The organism is Geomicrobium sp. JSM 1781026 (assembly GCF_041949955.1).
Taxonomy (GTDB): Bacteria; Bacillota; Bacilli; order Bacillales; family Marinococcaceae; genus Geomicrobium_A.
The window spans coordinates 336,720-356,925 of record NZ_JBHFQF010000001.1; the positions used below are offsets into that span (position 1 = coordinate 336,720).

The 20,206-nt window shown below is 43.9% G+C and carries 20 protein-coding genes; 13 read left to right on the forward strand and 7 right to left on the reverse strand.

The window, feature by feature from the left end; translation table 11 throughout:
- The first annotated feature begins 16 nt into the window (after positions 1–16).
- Both pyc and ACE1TF_RS01690 read left to right on the forward strand, forming a co-directional pair.
- A complete protein-coding gene (gene pyc, locus ACE1TF_RS01685; RefSeq protein WP_375013745.1) occupies positions 17–3,466 on the forward strand; it encodes a pyruvate carboxylase in 3,450 nt (1,149 codons plus the stop codon).
- A 25-nt stretch (positions 3,467–3,491) separates the two neighbouring features.
- On the forward strand, positions 3,492–4,652 hold the full coding sequence (locus ACE1TF_RS01690; RefSeq protein ID WP_375013747.1) for a GNAT family N-acetyltransferase: 1,161 nt from the start codon (positions 3,492–3,494) through the stop codon (positions 4,650–4,652).
- 43 nt (positions 4,653–4,695) lie between these two features.
- On the opposite strand, the gene ACE1TF_RS01695 is transcribed toward ACE1TF_RS01690, so the two are convergent.
- Positions 4,696–5,589, reverse strand: a complete 894-nt coding sequence (locus ACE1TF_RS01695; RefSeq protein WP_375013750.1) for a COX15/CtaA family protein — start codon at positions 5,587–5,589, stop codon at positions 4,696–4,698.
- A gap of 949 nt (positions 5,590–6,538) precedes the next feature.
- On the opposite strand from ACE1TF_RS01695, the gene coxB reads away from it, so the two are divergent.
- The 5 genes from coxB (at position 6,539) to ACE1TF_RS01720 (ending at position 11,236) form a co-directional block, all read left to right on the forward strand.
- Positions 6,539–7,651, forward strand: coding sequence for a cytochrome c oxidase subunit II (coxB, locus tag ACE1TF_RS01700; protein WP_042400908.1), 1,113 nt, complete (start codon positions 6,539–6,541; stop codon positions 7,649–7,651).
- Positions 7,652–7,685: 34 nt separating this feature from the next.
- Complete coding sequence (gene ctaD / locus ACE1TF_RS01705) at positions 7,686–9,563, forward strand: cytochrome c oxidase subunit I (RefSeq protein WP_375013752.1); 1,878 nt, start codon at positions 7,686–7,688, stop codon at positions 9,561–9,563.
- Positions 9,556–10,173 carry a cytochrome (ubi)quinol oxidase subunit III gene (locus tag ACE1TF_RS01710; RefSeq protein WP_042430095.1) on the forward strand — a complete coding sequence of 206 codons (618 nt, stop codon included), beginning with the start codon at positions 9,556–9,558 and terminating at the stop codon, positions 10,171–10,173. The genes ctaD and ACE1TF_RS01710 overlap by 8 nt, the downstream gene beginning before the upstream one ends.
- Positions 10,174–10,179: 6 nt before the next feature.
- On the forward strand, positions 10,180–10,524 hold the full coding sequence (locus ACE1TF_RS01715; protein ID WP_042400905.1) for a cytochrome C oxidase subunit IV family protein: 345 nt from the start codon (positions 10,180–10,182) through the stop codon (positions 10,522–10,524).
- Between the two features lie 163 nt (positions 10,525–10,687).
- On the forward strand, positions 10,688–11,236 hold the full coding sequence (locus ACE1TF_RS01720; protein ID WP_238544666.1) for a DUF420 domain-containing protein: 549 nt from the start codon (positions 10,688–10,690) through the stop codon (positions 11,234–11,236).
- 38 nt (positions 11,237–11,274) lie between these two features.
- Here the strand turns inward: ACE1TF_RS01720 and ACE1TF_RS01725 are convergent, their stop codons facing one another.
- A complete protein-coding gene (locus tag ACE1TF_RS01725; RefSeq protein WP_375013754.1) occupies positions 11,275–11,628 on the reverse strand; it encodes a YugN family protein in 354 nt (117 codons plus the stop codon).
- Positions 11,629–11,769: 141 nt separating this feature from the next.
- On the opposite strand from ACE1TF_RS01725, the gene ylbD reads away from it, so the two are divergent.
- From ylbD to ACE1TF_RS01745, 4 genes are read left to right on the forward strand one after another with little or no spacing between them, the layout of a single operon-like run.
- Positions 11,770–12,231, forward strand: coding sequence for a spore coat protein YlbD (ylbD, locus tag ACE1TF_RS01730; protein ID WP_375013756.1), 462 nt, complete (start codon positions 11,770–11,772; stop codon positions 12,229–12,231).
- A 17-nt stretch (positions 12,232–12,248) separates the two neighbouring features.
- On the forward strand, positions 12,249–12,473 hold the full coding sequence (locus ACE1TF_RS01735) for a YlbE-like family protein (RefSeq protein ID WP_042400896.1): 225 nt from the start codon (positions 12,249–12,251) through the stop codon (positions 12,471–12,473).
- Between the two features lie 48 nt (positions 12,474–12,521).
- The gene (locus ACE1TF_RS01740; RefSeq protein WP_042400893.1) at positions 12,522–12,893 is read left to right on the forward strand and encodes a hypothetical protein; all 372 of its coding nucleotides are present in this window, start codon (positions 12,522–12,524) and stop codon (positions 12,891–12,893) included.
- Between the two features lie 37 nt (positions 12,894–12,930).
- Positions 12,931–13,374 (forward strand): YlbF/YmcA family competence regulator, encoded by a 444-nt coding sequence (locus ACE1TF_RS01745; protein ID WP_307189785.1) that lies wholly within the window; start codon positions 12,931–12,933, stop codon positions 13,372–13,374.
- Positions 13,375–13,421: 47 nt separating this feature from the next.
- Here ACE1TF_RS01745 and cbpB read toward each other — a convergent pair whose 3' ends face one another.
- Positions 13,422–13,859: a cyclic-di-AMP-binding protein CbpB gene (gene cbpB, locus ACE1TF_RS01750; RefSeq protein ID WP_042400890.1), complete on the reverse strand. Its 438-nt coding sequence runs from the start codon at positions 13,857–13,859 to the stop codon at positions 13,422–13,424.
- 206 nt (positions 13,860–14,065) lie between these two features.
- Between cbpB and ACE1TF_RS01755 the strand changes: the two genes are divergently transcribed.
- Positions 14,066–14,410: a hypothetical protein gene (locus ACE1TF_RS01755; protein ID WP_042400888.1), complete on the forward strand. Its 345-nt coding sequence runs from the start codon at positions 14,066–14,068 to the stop codon at positions 14,408–14,410.
- 37 nt (positions 14,411–14,447) lie between these two features.
- On the forward strand, positions 14,448–15,818 hold the full coding sequence (locus ACE1TF_RS01760) for an aspartate kinase (RefSeq protein WP_375013760.1): 1,371 nt from the start codon (positions 14,448–14,450) through the stop codon (positions 15,816–15,818).
- A 326-nt stretch (positions 15,819–16,144) separates the two neighbouring features.
- Here the strand turns inward: ACE1TF_RS01760 and ACE1TF_RS01765 are convergent, their stop codons facing one another.
- From ACE1TF_RS01765 to proB, 4 genes are read right to left on the reverse strand one after another with little or no spacing between them, the layout of a single operon-like run.
- On the reverse strand, positions 16,145–16,963 hold the full coding sequence (locus ACE1TF_RS01765) for an ion transporter (RefSeq protein WP_375013762.1): 819 nt from the start codon (positions 16,961–16,963) through the stop codon (positions 16,145–16,147).
- A gap of 17 nt (positions 16,964–16,980) precedes the next feature.
- Entirely contained in the window at positions 16,981–17,793 is an 813-nt protein-coding gene (gene proC, locus ACE1TF_RS01770; protein ID WP_375013764.1) for a pyrroline-5-carboxylate reductase, read from the reverse strand.
- On the reverse strand, positions 17,780–19,048 hold the full coding sequence (locus ACE1TF_RS01775) for a glutamate-5-semialdehyde dehydrogenase (protein WP_375013766.1): 1,269 nt from the start codon (positions 19,046–19,048) through the stop codon (positions 17,780–17,782). Before ACE1TF_RS01775 ends, proC begins: the two co-directional genes overlap by 14 nt.
- A gap of 1 nt (position 19,049) precedes the next feature.
- Positions 19,050–20,123 (reverse strand): glutamate 5-kinase, encoded by a 1,074-nt coding sequence (proB, locus tag ACE1TF_RS01780; RefSeq protein ID WP_375013768.1) that lies wholly within the window; start codon positions 20,121–20,123, stop codon positions 19,050–19,052.
- Positions 20,124–20,206 lie beyond the last annotated feature (83 nt).

Consider the following 20,206-nt stretch of genomic DNA (forward strand, 5'->3'; position numbering starts at 1 on the left):
AGGTGGAGACATAACTATGAGCAAGCTCAAGAACATCAAGAAAGTTCTCGTTGCTAATCGTGGCGAGATCGCCATTAGAATTTTTCGCGCATGTACGGAGTTAAACATTCGTACTGTTGCTGTGTATTCCAAAGAGGATTCAGGCGCTTTTCATCGCTATAAAGCAGATGAAGCCTATCTTGTCGGTGAAGGAAAAAAGCCGATTGATGCTTACTTAGATATTGAGAATATCCTTTCTTTAGCCAAAAGAATTGGTGTTGATGCCATCCATCCAGGTTATGGTTTTTTGGCAGAAAATACTCAATTTGCTGAGCGTTGTGAACAAGAAGGGATTGTGTTCATTGGTCCGAAGTCGAAACATTTGAATATGTTCGGCGATAAGATTAAAGCAAGAACGACAGCGATCCAAGCGGGTATACCTGTTATACCAGGCAGTGACGGAGCAGTTGAAGGCATCGAAGAAGTGGAAGCGTTTGCGGATGAACACGGATTCCCATTTATTATAAAAGCAAGCCTTGGTGGTGGTGGCCGAGGAATGCGGATTGTTCGGGAAGCATCCGAACTCGCTCAGAACTTCGAGCGTGCTCGTTCAGAAGCGAAATCTGCTTTCGGTAGTGATGAGGTATACGTTGAGAAGCTAATAGAAAATCCTAAGCATATTGAAGTACAGATTATCGGTGACCACGCAGGAAACTTGTTGCATTTGTACGAGCGGGACTGTTCTGTACAGCGCAGACACCAAAAAGTCGTAGAGGTCGCACCAAGCATTGGGCTTAGCAATGATTTACGAGAGCGGATTTGCCAATCTGCGCTAGACCTTGCCAAAAGCATTGAATATGTGAATGCCGGTACGGTCGAGTTTTTACTCGGACAAGATGGTGAGTTTTATTTCATCGAAGTTAACCCGCGAATCCAAGTGGAGCATACGATTACCGAAATGGTGACCGGTGTAGATATCGTACACGCCCAACTGTATGTTGCCGACGGATCGACATTGTTCGGTCCAGAATTGCGCTTACCACAACAAGAAGATGTTAGTTTACACGGGTATGCAATTCAATCGCGAGTCACAACAGAAGACCCAGAAAATCAGTTTATGCCAGACACGGGACGAATTATGGCTTATCGCTCTAGCGGCGGCTTTGGCGTGCGGTTAGATGCTGGGAACGGATTCCAAGGAGCGGTCATTAGCCCTCATTATGACTCGTTACTCGTCAAAGTATCGACGTGGGCGCTTTCATTCGATGTAGCTGCTGAGAAGATGATTCGGAACTTGCGAGAGTTTCGAATTCGAGGAATTAAAACGAACATATCGTTTTTAGAGAATGTGGTTCGTCACCCGTCGTTCTTAAATGGAGAATATAATACATCGTTTATTGATGATACACCAGAATTGTTTGTGTTCCCGAGAAGGAAAGACCGGGGAACGAAGATGTTGAGCTTTATCGGTGAAACGATCGTGAACGGCTATCCTGACTTGGAAAAACAAGACAAGCCGCTGTTTAGTAAACCTCGTATACCAGATGTGGATCTCACCAAACCGCTTCCAAGCGGTACGAAGCAAGTACTTGAACAACACGGCCCAGACGGGTTGGCGAAGTGGCTAAAAGACCAAGAAAAGACGATGATCACAGATACAACATTCCGTGATGCTCATCAATCACTGTTAGCTACGCGCATTCGCACGAAAGATTTAACGTCAATTGCTGAAGAAACGGCACACTTGCTTCCTGATTTGTTTTCGATGGAAATGTGGGGCGGGGCAACGTATGATGTATCGATGCGCTTTCTCCATGAAGACCCGTGGGAGCGTTTAATTCATTTAAGAGAGAAGATGCCGAACGTACTTTTCCAAATGCTGCTTCGAGGAGCAAATGCTGTTGGATATAAGAATTATCCAGACAACGTGATTGAGGAGTTCGTGAAGCGTTCAGCGGATGCAGGAATTGATGTGTTCCGTGTGTTTGACTCATTGAACTGGGTTGAAGGGATGCGACAAGCCATTCATGCGGTGCGCTCAGCAGATAAAGTCGCTGAAGCTGCCATTTGTTATACAGGTGACATTCTCGACCCGAACCGGACGAAATACAATCTCGAGTACTACAAACAGTTAGCTAAGACACTGCAGAGTGAAGGGGCGCACATTTTAGCGATTAAAGATATGGCGGGATTATTAAAGCCGGAAGCCGCTTTTGAGTTAATTGGTGAACTAAAAGCTACCGTTGATTTACCAATTCATCTGCACATGCATGATACGAGTGGCAACGGGGTATATACGTACAGCCGAGCGATTGATGCAGGCGTAGACGTTATCGATACAGCGATTAGTTCAATGGCGGGTTCAACTTCGCAACCGAGTATGGAAAGCTTATATTATGCATTAAGTGGAACGGGCAAAGAGCCTAACTTAAACATTCAATCCGCGCGTAAGCTTACAGGCTATTGGGAAGATGTCCGTGGTTTTTACCAAGGGTTTGAAAATGGATTGCTCTCGCCACACCCTGAGATCTATGAGCACGAAATGCCAGGGGGACAATACAGCAACTTGCTTCAACAAGCGAAGGCAGTTGGTTTGAAAGAACAATGGGACGACGTGAAGGATATGTATCAACGAGTGAATCAATTGTTTGGAGATATCGTGAAAGTAACACCATCATCCAAAGTGGTTGGTGATATGGCGTTATACATGGTCAAAAATGAACTTACTGAAGAAGACATTTATGAAAAAGGGGAATCACTTGATTTTCCTGAATCGGTCATTGAATTGTTTGCCGGTGAAATTGGTCAGCCACCTGGTGGATTTCCAAAAGAGCTTCAAAACATCATTATAAAAAACCGCAAACCGTTAACCGATCGCCCAGGCAGTCATATGTCAGCAGTAGACTTTGATGAAGTCGGTAGGCAGTTGTATGAAGAACTAAATCGAGAAGTGACTGCTCACGACATTCTCAACTATACGATGTATCCGAAAGTGTACGAAGAATATGAGCAGTTTAGAAATCGATTTGGCGATGTGTCTGTCCTTGACACCCCGACATTTTTCTATGGCCTTCGCTTAGGTGAGGAAATTGAAGTCGTGATAGAAGAAGGAAAAACATTGATCGTGAAACTGATTTCCATCTCAGAAGCTGATGAAAAAGCGGATCGCATCGTATACTTTGAATTGAATGGGCAACCTCGTGAGGTCGTCATTAAAGATCGGAGTATTAAAACAGACATTCGAGAAAAAGTAAAAGCAGATAAAAAGAACGCTGCGCATATCGGAGCAACGATGCCAGGAACGATCTTAAAAGTACTCGTCCGTGATGGGGAAGAAGTGAAGAAAGGAGACCACTTGCTCATTACTGAGGCAATGAAAATGGAAACAACCGTACAAGCGCCTAAGGATGGCACGGTAAAATCCATACATGTACAAGCCCAAGATACAATCGAAGCCGGTGATCTTTTAGTGGAGTTCTCCGAATAAGAACGTGGCTGAAGGGAGCCAAGTAGTGGAGTTTCGAACATTACAACCAGAAGAAAAAGAACAAGCAATACAATTAGGAGAATTTGCCTTTCAACATCGGTTTACAGATGAGGATCGTGATTACCTGCGAGAAAATACCCAACCTGAAAATGTATGGGGAGCATTTGATGGCGAGCGACTCGCTTCAAAAGTATCCTTGCTGCCGCTTAACGTGTGGTTACATGGTGTTTCCGTTAAAGGGTGCGGGGTGACAGGTGTTTCCACTTGGCCGGAAGAGCGTCGAGGAGGTTTAGTTCGTCAATTATTACAACGAGGGCTCAAAGATATGAAAGATCGTGGAGCCCTCGTCTCCTTGCTCGATCCATTTTCTGTTGGTTATTATCGCAAGTTTGGCTGGGAGCTCTATTGCGATGAGACGATTGCCGAACTCAAAAAAGACGAGTTCCCAACCCCAGTAAAAGAAGGCAACGGTTCCTTTCGCAGTGTTAATCAAGAAGATTGGCAAGCACTTCAGCATATTTACGCGAAATACGCTCCGCGATTTACCGGGATGATTGACCGGGATGAATGGTGGTGGATGCGCCGCAAGTTTAGCCATTGGACAAAACAGCGAAGGAATATCATTTTTACCAATCCTGAAGGCGAAGACCGCGGGTATGTGCTGTATTCGATGAAAGATAAGCAGTTAAAAGTGTCAGAATTTGTTGCTTTAGATGACGCAGCCGAGCGTGAGCTATGGCGCTTTCTTGCAAACCATGATTCGATGGCAGACAGCATGAATGTGAAGGTGGCAAACAGTGAGTCATGGCGTTTTTTCATGGAAAACCCAAAGGCTTTAGAAAAGAAACGAGCGTTTTTTATGGGAAGAATTGTAAATGTAGAAGCATTTTTCTCTATATTTCCTTTCCAATTCAAAGATGATCAGGCGTTCGTATTAAAGATTACTGATCAGTTTGCCGCGTGGAATGACGGGATTTTTGAAGTGAGTTCTGAAGGTGTGAAACGGATGGATGATGGCACGAATCTTATCGAGATGGATGTGTCCACACTTGTCCCTTTGTTGTTCGGATATGTGAATGGCGAACATTTATACGCAGATGGACGGATGAAAGGTGAGGCACAAGATGTTTTAAATCTATGTTCAGCCATCCCGTCGACGCGTCCGAACTTGTTTGATGCATTCTAGAGCGAACTAAAAAAGGAAGTGCCCTTGGCACTTCCTTTTTTAGTTAATATGCCGGTTTTCTTACTGAAATCATTGCCATGTAGCAAAGGATCGTAAACATAATCGATACGACGAGCGAGTGTGTCAGAGCGGTTGCCATATAGTATTGTGGCAACATGACAATCAACACACCTGCAGTCGCTTGAATGAAGATGAGAGCAACGCTGATCCATGCACATACAGTCAATGCTTTACTTTCTCGATAATAACGGATCGCTTTAATCGCAAGTATGATAAGAAGTACGACGAGCAAAATTGCTGCTGAGCGATGGACGATTTGTACGATCGTTTGCAACGTCATGCTTGATGCTACCGGGTCACAAAACGGAAAGCTTGTACATGCGTATGTTGATCCTGTATGTTTCACGTAAGCTCCGGTGTAAATGACAAGGTAGGCATACACGAGAACAAAAAATAAATAGTTACGAAACCCTTTACGAACACGCGGGGCTGGCGGGTTGTGACCATCCTCAAAGGCGAGGATCGTTAGGATGACAACTGTTGCTAACGAAATGGCTGAAATCCCAAAATGCAAGGCTAGCACAATGTTTGAGTGCCCAAATACGACAGCGGCGGCTCCCATCATGCCTTGGAAAATAATAAATAACACAGCCATAAGTGCCCAGAAATTCGTCTCTTTTACGTGGCTTAACTTCTTCCAAGACCAAATGGCGAGAATAATAACGAGTAAGCCAACAAAGCCAGAAACCAACCGGTGGCTATACTCAATAAGTGTGGCGAGCGCGGTCGAACTAGGAATCACTTCGCCAAAACAAAGTGGCCAAGTGTCTCCGCAGCCATCACCGGAGTCGGTTTTCGTCACGATCGCGCCTTGTAACAAAACGAGAATCATTCCGAGTGATGTGAGCACGCCAAAAAACTTTAAACCTCTATTCAAAGCAATCACCTTTTCTACCAAATTCAGATGGGTGTAGTAATATTTAGCATACCCAATTCTGTATATTCGACACAAGTTGACAAACCGTCTGCGAGCGATTATTCTATGTAGGCTGTCTAGGACTCGACGCAGAATAAACATGCCTTTATACTAAATAGTAAGAAGGAAATCAAAGGAAGTCAATTTTTCTCCAGTGAACATTTCGTGGCAATTCGGCTCAGGGAATTAAAACGATTACACCTTATGTAATGAAACCCATTCTATTTTAGGCTATAATAAGATTAAATCGATAACCCTTACGTTTTACACGTTATTTGTAGTAGAATAAGGGAGGGTTTGACTGGTCGCCGAACAAAGAATGGTGTTCACTGGTCTATTTCAAAAAGGGGGTGAAGACGGACAAAGGCGGACATGGCGTTAATGGTGTAGGATGAACAGTTAGAAGGAATGAATACAACGTGTATACCGTGCGAAGTATGACTTGTCTGTGACTCTTTTGTGAATAGAGGCACTCACCTCAGATGATCCGAGCTTTTTTTCATACATAGGTCGTGAGAACCCACTTTCGTAAAGAGCTTGACGATCAAGCAATTGCTTTTGCCGCCAATTAAGCCGTTATCAATTCGTCTTACCTGTAACGTCGATGTGTGCATAATAAAGGCTGATGTGCACCGCGATTTTCTGAACACAAGTATTCGTGCTTTGTTGCATGACAACGGACTGAACTTTGTTCGCGATGATGTTTGTCTGCCAGCCTAAACATTTGTAAATCGCAGATGGTGCAGATGAATATAAAAAGGCTGATGATGAATTGTAATCTGTTGACTGTTCGGTGTAGAACTACAAATGTTTTCATTTGTATGCACGCGCCGATGTTTTTACATGTTTTCATGTTGCAACGGATACACTTGTAATATCAGCGATTGAAAGAAAGTGGGGTTAAACACTCATGAATGGTTGGAGAAAACTTCTCAAGTTTGCACCGTTTATGGCAGTCTTCCTGTTCCTAGCAGGCTGTGGTGAACGGAGATTGACAGCTCTTGATCCAATGGGACCACAGTCACAATGGATTTATGACAACATGATCTTGAGCCTTTACGTAATGGCAATCGTAATTATTGTAGTCTTTGTGTTGTTCTTTATCGTTGTTATTCGTTTCAGACATAAAGAAGGAGATAACGAATACCCTGAACAGGTACATGGAAGCACAAAGCTTGAAGTTGCCTGGACAGTGATTCCACTCTTCTTGCTTGCGATTCTTGCTGTTCCGACAGTGACCGGTCAATTTTACTTATCAAATACCGGCCTAGAAGATGCTGAAGCGCAAGAAGATGTAAATGAAGAAGAGTTGTCTGAAGAAGAATTAGAAGAACTGAATGATGACGTTCTTCAAATTACAGCAACAGGTCATCAGTTCTGGTGGCAGTTTGATTACAACCACGGTGATGGATTCACTGCCGGAAATGAAGTATATGTTCCGGTTGGAGAGAAAGTCGCGTTCATCTTGGAAGCTGAAGATGTTATGCACTCGTTCTGGGTTCCTGCACTCGCAGGTAAGGTTGATAACATCCCTGGAATTGAAAACTACATGTGGCTACAAGCAGATGAACCAGGGGTTTATAAAGGGAAATGTGCTGAGCTTTGCGGACCTTCCCACGCGCTCATGGACTTCAGGTTAATCGCTTTGGAACAAGACGACTATGAAGAGTGGGCAGAATCAATGCAAGAAGAAGCAGAAGAGCCTGCGGATACACTCGCTAACCAAGGTCGTGAAATCTTTGAAGAGCAAGGGTGTATTAGTTGTCACGCTGTCGAAGGACAAGGGTCTGCGCAAGGACCAGCATTAACGAACTTCGGTGATCGCGAGACAATTGCGAACTACCTTGAAGTCACAGATGAGAACCTAAAAGAATGGATTCAAGATCCACAATCGTTAAAACAAGGCAATGAAATGCCGGCGTATCCAGAGCTCAGTGATGAAGAGCTGGACGCGATTGTTGCTTACTTGAATCAATTAGAGAAATTAGATCCAGAAACGAAAGAGGGACTTGAACGAGACTAATTGTTCAAGGTATGCATAAAGGAGGCTAATCCACGTGGTAAGAGAGGCTACGAATACGCTCAGAAAGAGCGTGCTTTGGGATTGGTTGACGACTGTTGACCATAAGAAGCTAGCCGTCTTATATCTCATTTCGGGTACGCTGTTCTTCTTGAAAGCCGGCCTTATGGCGGTTTTCATGAGGATACAGCTCATGAGCCCAATGAATGATTTTCTAAGCGGCCAAACATTTAATGAATTTGTTACGATGCATGGTACTATCATGCTGTTTTTAGCGGCAACACCGTTGTTATTTGCTTTTATGAACTATATAGTTCCTTTGCAAATTGGTGCTCGAGATGTTGCCTTTCCGTTTGTGAACGCACTCGGTTTTTGGTTGTTTTTCTTCGGGGGACTTCTCGTAAGTTTGAGCTGGTTCTTTGGCGGAGCACCTGATGCAGGTTGGACATCTTATGTGCCACTTGCAAGTCGAGAATACGGGGGCATAGGGATTGACTTCTATGTTCTTGGTCTACAAGTATCCGGGATTGGTACGCTCGTCTCGGGGATTAACTTTATCGTTACGATTATTAACATGCGCGCGCCAGGCATGACGATGATGCGTATGCCACTTTTCTGTTGGACAACGCTCGTAACGTCTATTCTTATCGTATTCGCATTTACTCCACTTGCAGCAGGTCTTGCACTATTAATGCTTGACCGGATGTTTGATGGGCAGTTCTTTATCCCAGGTGAAGGCGGAAACGTTGTCATTTGGCAACACATCTTCTGGATCTTTGGACACCCAGAAGTATACATTCTCGTATTGCCAGCTTTCGGTATGATTTCTGAAATCATTCCAACGTTCTCCAAGAAGCGTTTGTTTGGTTATACAGCGATGGTATTTGCAACACTTATCATCGGTTTCCTCGGTTTCATGGTATGGATGCACCACATGTTTACCGTAGGAATTGGACCGATTGCAAACTCAGTCTTTGCGATTGCGACAATGGTAATCGGGATTCCGACAGGGATTAAGATATTTAACTGGCTATTTACAATGTGGGGCGGTAAGCTCACATTCAACACAGCGATGCTTTGTGCTTCATCATTTGTTCCGACATTCGTACTTGGTGGTGTAACTGGAGTTATGCTTGCCATGGCGCCTGTTGACCACTTGTATCACGATACGTATTTCGTTGTCGCTCACTTCCACTACATTATCCTCGGTGGTATTGTTCTTGGACTTATTGGTGCAACGTTCTACTGGTATCCGAAGATGTTCGGTCATAAGCTAAATGAAGGATTAGGGAAGCTTACGTTCTGGTTGTTCTACATTGGTTTCCACTTAACGTTCTTCGTACAACACATTCTCGGTCTGATCGGTATGCCTCGTCGAGTGTATACATATCTCGAAGACCAAGGCATGGAAGCGATGAATATGGTCTCTACGATCGGCGCGTTTGTCATGAGTGTTGCGATTATTTTACTCGTTGTAAACGTCGTGTACTCTGCAATGAAATCACCGAAAGCGAGTAGCGACCCTTGGGATGGCCGTACACTTGAGTGGGCGACACACACACCAGTTCCAGAGTACAACTTTGCGCAAACACCGCAAGTTCGATCTCTTGATCCACTATTCTATGAAAAGATTCATGGAGACGGCACGATGAAGCCTGCTGAACCTGTTGCAGATATTCATATGCCAAACGGATCGATCTATCCATTTACAATTAGCTTAGGTTTATTCTTTGTAGGTTTTGGTTTTATTATGCTCAACATGGAAGCCATCATTAGCCCATGGATTGTAATTGCTATCGGAGGTATTATTACCTTTGGTTCTATGGCCTTGCATTCTGTGAAAGAAGACCACGGTTATCACATTACAAAAGAAACTGTAGAAGAAATTGAGAAAGAGGTGGGGACGAATGGCTGAAACGACTGATCTTTCGAAAGGACTTCCCTCCCATCCGGAACGAGCAACGCTAGAAGGTAAGAACAAGTTTCTTGGCTTCTGGGTTTTCCTCGCCGGGGAAACAACGATGTTTGCAACGTTTTTCGGTACGTATCTTGGCTTGAGAAACGGTACAGGATCTGGCCCAGAAGCAGCAGATATTTTCTCTTTGCCACTCGTGTTCATTATGACAATGATCCTTTTGACGAGTTCATTGACAAGTGTGTTCGCGATGTTTGCAATGAAGAAGAACCAGTTCAAGAAAATGAAGGCTTGGATGTGGGTAACGGTTGCTCTAGGTGCCGCATTCTTAGGTTTTGAAATCTATGAGTTTGTGGAATATGTACACTATGGACTTGGATTTACGACAAGCGCCTTTGCTTCATCATTTTATGCACTTGTTGGTTTGCACGGTGCCCACGTTCTCTTTGGACTTTTGTGGATCAGTTTGTTACTCATTCGCTACCGCAACTCCGGAATTACGTTAACGAACGCACCGAAATTCTATGTTTCGAGTCTGTACTGGCACTTTATTGATGTCGTGTGGATCTTTATCTTCACCGTCGTCTATCTAATGGGAATCGGAGGTTGATCATAAATGGGTGAAAATTTATCTCAACCCTTTGAGAAAAGTGCGATGACTCAAGAAGAGATGGTAAAGATAAACCGTGAGCAACGCATTCAAACGATTGCTTTTGCATTCATGATTGCAATTACGTTGCTAGCGTTTATCGCTGTTGGCGCAGATGTTGTGCCTGGCGCCTTTGCAACACCATTTATCCTCGGACTTGCAGGGGTTCAACTCTTCTTGCAGCTGTTCTACTTTATGCACCTAAAGGATAAAGACCACGGTTGGCCGAATACGTTTATTGTATCCGGAATCGTGCTTGTTATTCCTACCATTGTTGCACTTATGCTTCTTATCGGTGTAACGAAGTACTAAATGTGAATAAAGAAAAACCCATACGGTCATTACCGTATGGGTTTTTTCTCGGATGCACCTTACGATTAAGGATAGCTCAAGCGTTGTCATACAATCGTCAAGGTGTGGTTTTGTTTCTCGAGCGGCATTCACGTATAATAAAAGCGATAGGAGGTTGTCCAGTTTGGAAAATACGAATCAAATACCCAAAAGCAATAAAAACTACACGGGCTTAGTTGTCACGTTAACGATCGTGATTAACGGGTTAATCGCTGTGCTCTTTTTCATGGACGGTATTGGTGCAGAAGCTTCATTTGACGTTACGCTTTTGCCGATGCTTAACGCGATCTACAATAGTTTTACGACCGTTTTCCTGTTTGCAGCGCTCTATGCAATATTAAAAAAGAACGTGAAAGTTCATCGTCGATTCATTTATGCGGCGTTAACGACGACGACGTTATTCCTCGTCACGTATGTGGCTCACCATCTGTTGGCTGACTCTACAACGTACGGAGGAGATGGAATCTTACAAACCGTGTATTACTTTATTTTACTCACACATATTCCGCTTGCGGCCATCATCGTACCGCTCGTCCTTTTATCTGTAATTTGGGGATACACGAATCAAGTGAAAAAACATAAAAAGATTGTCCGGTGGACGATGCCACTATGGTTATACGTAAGTATTACTGGCGTACTCATTTACATTCTCATATCACCATATTATGGATAAAAAAGAAGGACGGGGGTTTGCACCCTCATCCTTCTTTTTTAGAAGCCTTTTAAGCCTTCTTCAATGCCTTTTAGTTTTGTTGCACATTTGTTAAGTACTTTGCTTGGCATTTCTTCGTCATATTCTACACCGTGAGGGTAGTAGTGGCGGCCAACGATGGGTGTCATTAGCTTCACAATGGTGTCCTCTCCAGGAATGTCACCTTCTACTGCATATGCCGGAACGCGAAGGTAATACGTAGCGTTTACACGTTCATCAAGCATTTTATAGTCAAACATGACTCTTTCATAGTCCCATTGTTCTGCATGAACAAAACCGAGCTCGTCCATTACCGGCAAGAGGTTGCCAAATTTCAATTCTTTTTCTGGAAAGTTATAGTCTGTTAGTTTCACTGCCGTTCCCTCCTCAAAGGATCAATCCACTCTTTATTTTATATGGAAATGCTTAGATTTGCAATTGTTCCAAGTGAACTTAACGACTGGAACGTAGACAAGAGTCTATACGTATAGTAGTTGTAAAAGGAGGGGGTTTTCATGTCGGATGAGCATATGGACCCTTCGGTGATTGAATTCAAAACGTTCGTTCAAAATCATCCAGGGTTAATCCAAGAAGTACGACACGGAAGATACTCATGGAATGATTTATATCAAGAATGGGCAATTATCGGAGGTGACCACGCTGACTGGACGTCTTATCAAACGAACCCTGAGCCAGAGCCTGTAGGTGAAGCATCGACGAATGACAGAGAGACGAGTGGAGAAACGACAACGAACGCAGCTCAGAACTCGTTGAATCAATTTTTGGAGAGCAACCCGACCGTATCATCGGTCGTCAGTCGTCTCGGCCAGATGAATGTCAATGACCTCCAAGGCTATTTGTCGCAATTCAGTGGTGTAATGGGAAATGTTCAGCAACTCATGGGTCAATTTCAAAATACGGGTGGCCCTGTTCAAAACAGTACGAGAGAAAATCCTTTTTCGTTCCGTGGTTTCTAACGTAAAGGAGAGGTTGTATGAGGAATGATCTGCTCGTATATATAACGAGTCGGCAAGATTTGAAAAGGTATTTGCGTGCCGAGCCTACATGGTATCGCATCCTAGCAAGACATCCTGAACAGCTTCAGGAAATGGAGAAGGAAGCGAAAGTGTTTAATGGTCAAACGTGGCCACAACGTGTAGCTCGTGTGAATCAAGGGTTAGGGATGACAATGAGTTTGCTTAGCATGTTCAGAAAATAGCATAAACCGACCTTCCTTTGGCACATACTAGCCCAAAGGAGGGTTTATATGTTGGTGTATTTCTTGTTTGTGATTTGTTTCACGTCGAATGCTGATGAAATTAAGATTGAGCCATTACCTGAAATACTCGAAGTAAGCCAAGATGTACAAGACGTGCGAATATCGGTTGAAGTGAGAGACGAAACCCTTTTTGTAGAATCATACATTCCTGATTTTACATTTCGGACAGAAGCTGATGATCCTGAAAGAACAAAAGGATATATGACCGTATCAGTAGATGGGGAACGTGCAGAAAGTGTGCATCAAGCGGCTTTTACAATTACAGGGTTAAGTGAAGGGGAACATCACGTTCACTTCCAGTTGTACGATCTCGAGCACATGTTGCTATATGAGCACGAAGAGACCGTTCAAATGTCATAATGGACATGTTATACTGATGGTGATGGAGGTGATTGTGGTGCAAACGGTTGTTTCCACACCAATTGAACTGCTTGATCGCTCAGAAGAGCTCTCTCGTATGATGCTTCAATCTGAATTATATCAAGCATTTACAGACGCAAGAAGAGCGATGAATGAAGACGAAGAGGCGCAAACACTTATTCATACATTTAATCAAGAAAAAGAACGTTTTGAAGAAGTGCAACGGTTTGGTAAATATCATCCAGACTATCATGAAGTGACGAAAGCACTCCGATTAGCAAAAAGGGAAATGGATGTTTGTGAATCGGTGGCGAATTATAGAAAGACAGAACGGGAACTTGAGAAGTTGTTAACGGGCATTAGTGAGCTGTTAGCCTACTCTGTTTCGCCAAGCATAAAAATTCCTTCGTCGAATCCATACTTTGACTCATCCTCATGCAGTGGGGGTTGCGGTTCAGGCGGTAGCTGTAGTTGTAGTTAGACGATAAAAATCGAGATGAAGAGGTCGAATCTTCATCTCGATTTTTATTATTGAAGATAACGGTGGATGAGTGCCAAAATCGAACGGCGTGTGAGTATGCCTACAAAGGCGTCGTCATCATCAACAATACATATGAATGGATGGTTGATCGAGGTCGTAAGTGCTTTATGAAATGTTGCATCCATTCGTAAACGAGGCAGTTTCGTGTTCATGACCGTATCCACAGTGATGTCATGAAGTTTTTCCATTTCTAATTGTTCAAGACCTAAAATTGAATCGAGGATTTCATTTTTACTAATCTGACCGTGAACACGATAATCCACATCCAACACGGGTATGGCAGTATAACCAGATTTAATTAAAACTAAGAGCGCATGATCCAGTCGGTTTTGTAACTGTACGTGGGCCACTTTTTCATGTGAAATGATCAGATCGTGGATTTCTTTATTTATGAGCTGGCGATTCTTTAAGGTGTCAATCGTCATGTCATCACGTCCCTTTCGCCTAAGCAAGACATTATACACCAGCATGAAACATTGTAGTACTATGTATAATCGTAGAAGTTTGCCATATTTTTGTCAAGAATTGTGTGACGCTTTCTGACATCGACAAAACGATCAGACTAACGGTAGACCCTCTGTGTAAATCCACGTATAATGAGGGGAGGTTGCATTATGGAAAGGAACATCGTATGAAAAAGAGGGACAAGAACATTATCACAGTGCTGTTATCGACACTCGTGGTGCTCATTATTGCGGGAATGTTTATTCCGATAACCGTAAATGCCCCATCAGACACACGGACCATCTTGGACCACACGACACATACGTACGCCTCGCCGTCTTGTTTTGATTCGGCAGACATGACGAATTTTTTGCAAGAAACGACGTATGGGCATGCTCAATCTCTTGATTACGAGGCAGAATCATCGTGTTCTCAAGAATTCTATACGCAAAGTGATGTACCTCTGCTGTTAGCTGTGTTCCAGCTCGTCGGTATTGGCGAACAGAAGTGGACCGAAGAAGATCGTCTGTAACGGACGTTCACTATACAAAAGGGAGAGAACCATTCGAATGAAAGTCGTAAAATTTGGCGGGACTTCCGTGGCAAGCGGACCGCAAATTGAGAAAATCACGAATATCGTAAAAGATGATGAAACACGAAAGGTCATTGTTGTATCTGCTCCTGGCAAACGCTCATCGGATGATGTGAAAGTGACAGATATGCTCATTGATCTTGGGGAGAAATGTTTGAATAACGAGGATACTTCCGATGCACTTGCGGCAGTAACCGGTCGTTATCAGTCCATCGCGAAAGAATTGGCATTACCGATGACGGTCATTGAAGAAATCGAAGCAGATCTTAAAGAGCGCGTTATGTATGACGCAGATAATTCAGGCCAGTTTATGGATCAGATGAAAGCCGCTGGGGAAGATAACAATGCTAAACTAATTGCGGCTCATTTTAACAACATTGGTTTGGATGCCGTCTATATGAACCCTAAAGATGCAGGCTTGCTCGTTACTGGCGAAGCTGGTGATGCCCAAGTCATTCCAAAAGCATACGATCAATTAAGTGCACTACAAAAAGAAGAAAGAATTATTGTGTTCCCAGGCTTTTTTGGATACACAGAAGCGGGTGTTCTCACAACCTTCCCACGCGGAGGTTCAGATATTACCGGCGCCATTGTCGCAGCAGGTGTGAATGCGACTTTATATGAGAATTTCACAGATGTTGATTCGGTTTGTGTGGCCAATCCGATGGTCATTGACCAACCAGAAGAAATCCATCACATGACGTACCGAGAGATGCGGGAGCTTTCTTACGCTGGTTTTACAGTATTCCATGATGTTGCACTCATTCCGGCATTCCAACATGATATACCGGTAAGCATTAAAAATACGAACAACCCTTCTAGTGACGGTACGTTAATTACCGCGAGCAGAAGAAAAGAAGATACGTATTATCCGGTTACGGGAATTGCCGCAGATAAAGGATTTAGTATCATTTACGTACGCAAATACTTAATGAACCGTGAAATCGGATTTGGACGTCGACTTCTTGAGATGGTTGAAGAAGAAGGCCTCTCCTATGAGCACTTGCCTTCAGGCATTGATGACACGTCGGTCATCTTAAGAACGTCTCAGTTTTCTTTAGATAGCGAAAACCGTCTACTCACACGCATTCAAACAGAACTCGGTGTAGATGACGCTTATATTGAACACGGGTTTGCAATGGTAATGGTTGTTGGTGAAGGCATGCACGAAACCGTTGGTCTTGCCGCTCGCGCAACCGACGCTATTGCAGGAGCAGGTGTTAACCTCGAAATGGTGAATCAAGGCTCTTCCGAAGTATCATTAACGTTCGGTGTAAAAGAGCGAGACGCGGACAATGCATTAAAAGCCTTATATGAGGAATTCTTTACTCGAGTAGCTAAGCAATAAACTTTAGAAGGCTCTCGTAAAACTTCGAGGCTATTAAACAAGTGAAACACCCCAAAAGGTAGAGTTAACCTCACTTTTGGGGTGTTTTTTTTGAGTTTGTATTGAAATGACAGTTGCAAATAGAGGGGTGAAGAACCGATTGTACGAAATAGGGATTATTCACGATTGTCCAACTGCGGCTGTGACAAGCATGGCTAACTGCATTCCGTGTGGATCGCAGGTGCTGACATTGTCGTGTTTTGCAACCCGAAGCGGCGACACCGGGATGCTACGGGCAAATGACAAAAAAAGAGCTTAAGAACGAAAACGTTCGTAAGCTCAATCGATTACTGATTGTCGCTTTTCATATCTCGGAGCATCTCTTTAATTTCTTGCAGTTCATTTTGCAATGACTCGATGTCTTGATCTTTTTTATTTTTGCCTAGAAGTTGTTCGTCTTCTTCATTGGCTTTCTCGACGTTATTAACAATAACACCGATGAAGAGGTTGAAGATGATAAATGTACCGACGAGAACGAACGAAATAAAGTAGATCCAACTTAATGGCTTAATTTCGAGTATTGGACGCATCACAGCCTCTGTCCAAGAGTCCAGTGTTACAATTTGAAATAACGTGAGCACTGAACGACCTAAAGACCCGAAGTATTCTGGTGAGATCGATGCGAATAGCATTGTCCCAATGACTGCGAATATGTAGAAAACGAGACTCATGAGGAACATAATGTTGAAAAGTGAAGGAATCGTCCTCATAAGCGCATCGACAAGCCTTCGCAATGATGGAATGACTGACACGGCTCGAAGTACACGCAATACGCGAAGCACACGAAGAACTGTAACAAAGTGAGCGCCAGCAAACAAGTGACCCGCGGATATAATTAAAAAGTCAAACCAGTTCCAGCCACTTTTGAAAAAGGTAATCATCGGCTGCGCTGCGACCAACCGCATCGCAATTTCAACGGTAAAAATCCACAGAAGAATCCGATCCGAAATATAAAACCATTCTTTATATGGAACATACAGTTCAGGGTAGGTTTCCAAGCCTACAATAATGGCATTCACGCCGATAAGCAACATAACGACCACCGTAAAAAAGCGGTGGTCTGTAATTTCTTGAAGGGTTTGCCTCCAGTTTTTTCGTTGACTCACATCTACACTCCCCCAAATTAGGAGCCGAGTTGTTTGGACCGTTCAATCGCTGCTTGAACACTGCGTGAAAAATGGCGTTGCACTTCGTTTTCTTCGAGCGTAACAAAAGCAGCTTCGGTCGTACCTCCTGGGCTCATCACTTCTTTATATAAACTCTCTAAAGAAGCATCCGTTTTCGTCCAACGCATCGCAGCACCAAGAACCGTTTGGACAATGAGTTTTTTCGCTTCATCCTCGTTTAATCCGTTTTGTAGGGCGGTTTGTTGAAGACCTTCCATCATGTAATACATGTAAGCAGGGCCGCTGCCAGAAATTCCAGTCACTGCATCCATCTGAGTTTCTTCAACGTGAATGACAGAACCAATCGTTTCAAATAGTGTGGTTGCGAGTAACAAGTCATATTCTGAGGCATAATCCCCTTTGCAAACGGCTGTAGCGGACTGCAATACATTCGCTGAAGTATTAGGCATCGCTCGAATGATCGGGTTGTTTTCCCCGAGGTGATTCGTTATTGTTTGCGTTGTAATGCCTGCTAGCACAGAGATAATTAAATGTCTCGGCTCGACATAAGGTTGGATCCGGTCAATTGCTGATGCCATATCTTTCGGTTTCGTAGCAAGAATAATCATGTCAGCTTCAGCTACGGCCAAATCCATCTCAATTCCTTTATCGATGTTATATTTTTCATTTAGTAAAGACAGGCGTGTTTCATCATTACGATTGATCACACGAATGTCAGATTGTTGTTGTTCGGCTAGGCGAATGCCTGAGATGATCGCCTCAGCCATCGCTCCTGCCCCGACAAAGAGTAAACGCTTATTGTGCATCATGTGTACCTGACCCTTTCGTTTGACCTGTACCGGTAATGTAGTACTTATTCGTTGTAAGTGCTTCGAGTCCAAGCGGACCTCTGGCGTGTAGTTTTTGTGTACTAATGCCAATCTCTGCACCGAATCCAAATTCAGCACCGTCAGTGAAGCGAGTCGAGGCATTGTGATACACTGCAGCGGCGTCGATCAAATGACGAAACTGTTCAACGTGCTCGTCATCTTCAGAAATAATGGCTTCTGAATGCTTAGTCCCGTACTTATCGATATGCTGAGCTGCTTCTGCTACACTTGACACACATTTAATCGCGACAATCGGGTCTAAGTATTCTTTTGCCCAATCTTCTTCGGTCGCTTGTTTTACGCGGTCATCTAATCGTTGCACGTCTTCGTCTCCATAGATCGTAACCCCTTTGGCAAGCAATGCTTGCAGTAATTCTTTTCCGTGGCGAGAAAGCCAGTCCTCGTTAATGAGGATCGTTTCGATGGCATTGCACACTGATGGGCGGTCAGTTTTCGCGTCGATTGCGACGGAAATGGCCATGTCTTCACGTGCAGATTGATCAATGAAAAGGTGACAATTTCCTTCTCCAGTTTCCAATACAGGGACGGTTGAGTTTTGTACAACCGTTTGGATGAGTGCCGCACCTCCTCTAGGGATCATCACATCGACAATGCCGCGAAGTTGTCCAAGCTCTTTCACATTTTCACGTGTATGAGGAGGGACGAGGGTAATTGCATCCGCCGGTAGCCCAGCGTTTTTTAACCCTTCCTGCATACATGTGACGAGTATCCGGTTCGTTTTTTGTGCCGAGGAACTGCCGCGTAATAGGACGCTATTACCAGATTTTAAGCACAACCCAGCCGCATCTACGGTGACGTTTGGCCGGGCTTCATAAACCATCGCAATCACACCGAAAGGAACCCGGTGATTTTCTATAATAAGGCCGTCATCACGAACATAGCGACTTGGGGACTGACTGAGCGGATCTGGTAACGTTTTAACGTGCACGAGCCCTTGTGAGATCGATTGTAAACGTTCTTCTGTTAACGTTAAGCGGTCCAACATCTCCCGGCTCACATCATTTTTTTTCGCCAATTCAACATCTTCTTGATTGGCCGCGAGTATGTCAACTTTATGGTCGAGTAAGACATTGGCGATGGCTTGAAGCGCATCATTTCGCTCAGCAGCTGTAAATGATGATAGTGACTTTGACGCAGCTTTACTTTGTAATGCTAATTGTTTTGTAGTTGTCATATTATTCGCCTCCGTTTACGTAAGATACCCAGTGATTTCTATGAATGCACAACTGATTATAATGTGTTGTTTTTATTTGTTCCGATGAAACCGCACTTCTTCCCCGTCCGATTGTATGACCATCTTGGTCACAAACGTCAATAACGGCTCCTTCAGGGAATGTCTTAATTACATCAACGATGCCGACGGTTAGCAAACTTTTTTTGTCGTGAAGAAGGGCTTGTTTCGCGCCGTTATCAATCATTATTGCACCTTCAACAGGAGAGTGAAGCCCGACCCATTGCTTGCCTTTCGTCCACGGCGTATGCCAAGCGTCTACGTACGTGCCGTCTCCGTTTGAGTGAACAGCGTCTTCAAGAGAGCGAGTGTCCCTTGCTTGGCCGATAAACGTCCGGATACCGAGTTGCTGCGCCCGCTTAGCGGCTTCTAGTTTGGAGCGCATCCCTCCTGTTCCAAGCGTCGAACGAGTGGATGCGGTTTGTTCATACAAGTCATCGGTAACGTCTGTAATTGTCGAATAGCGAACGGCATCCGGGCTGGATGGGTGTTTGTTGTAAACACCGTTCACGTCGGTGAGAAGAATGAGCATGTCGGCACGAATCAAGCCAGCAACAAGACTTGATAACCAATCGTTATCGCCGAACGTTAATTCTTCTATTGCAATCGAGTCATTTTCATTAATGATCGGCACGACCCCTCGCCGTAGCAATTCTTCAAGGGTCGCATACGCATTGTCGTACTGTTCTTCCACAACAAAGCTTTCTCTAGTGAGTAATAACTGGGCGACGGCAATCGTATTTTCACTAAAAGCTTTCTCATAAGCTTCCATTAACAGACCTTGCCCGACAGCGGCAGCGGCTTGTTTCTTTACGGTTGTGATTGGTCTTGTGCGGTACCCGATTTTTTGAAACCCTGCAGCAACTGCACCGGAAGATATGAGGACGACTTCGTATCCTGATGCATGCAAGTGGCTAACCGCATTTGCGTAATCGATTAATGATTTGTGATCAATACTGCCGTTTCGCTTCGCTAACGAGCTGCTTCCAATTTTTACGACCAATCTGCCTTTTTTCATCATCACGACTCCTATCTCATTTCTACATAAAAAACTCCTATTTCATCTGTTTTAAGGACGAAATAGGAGTTCCGCGGTACCAC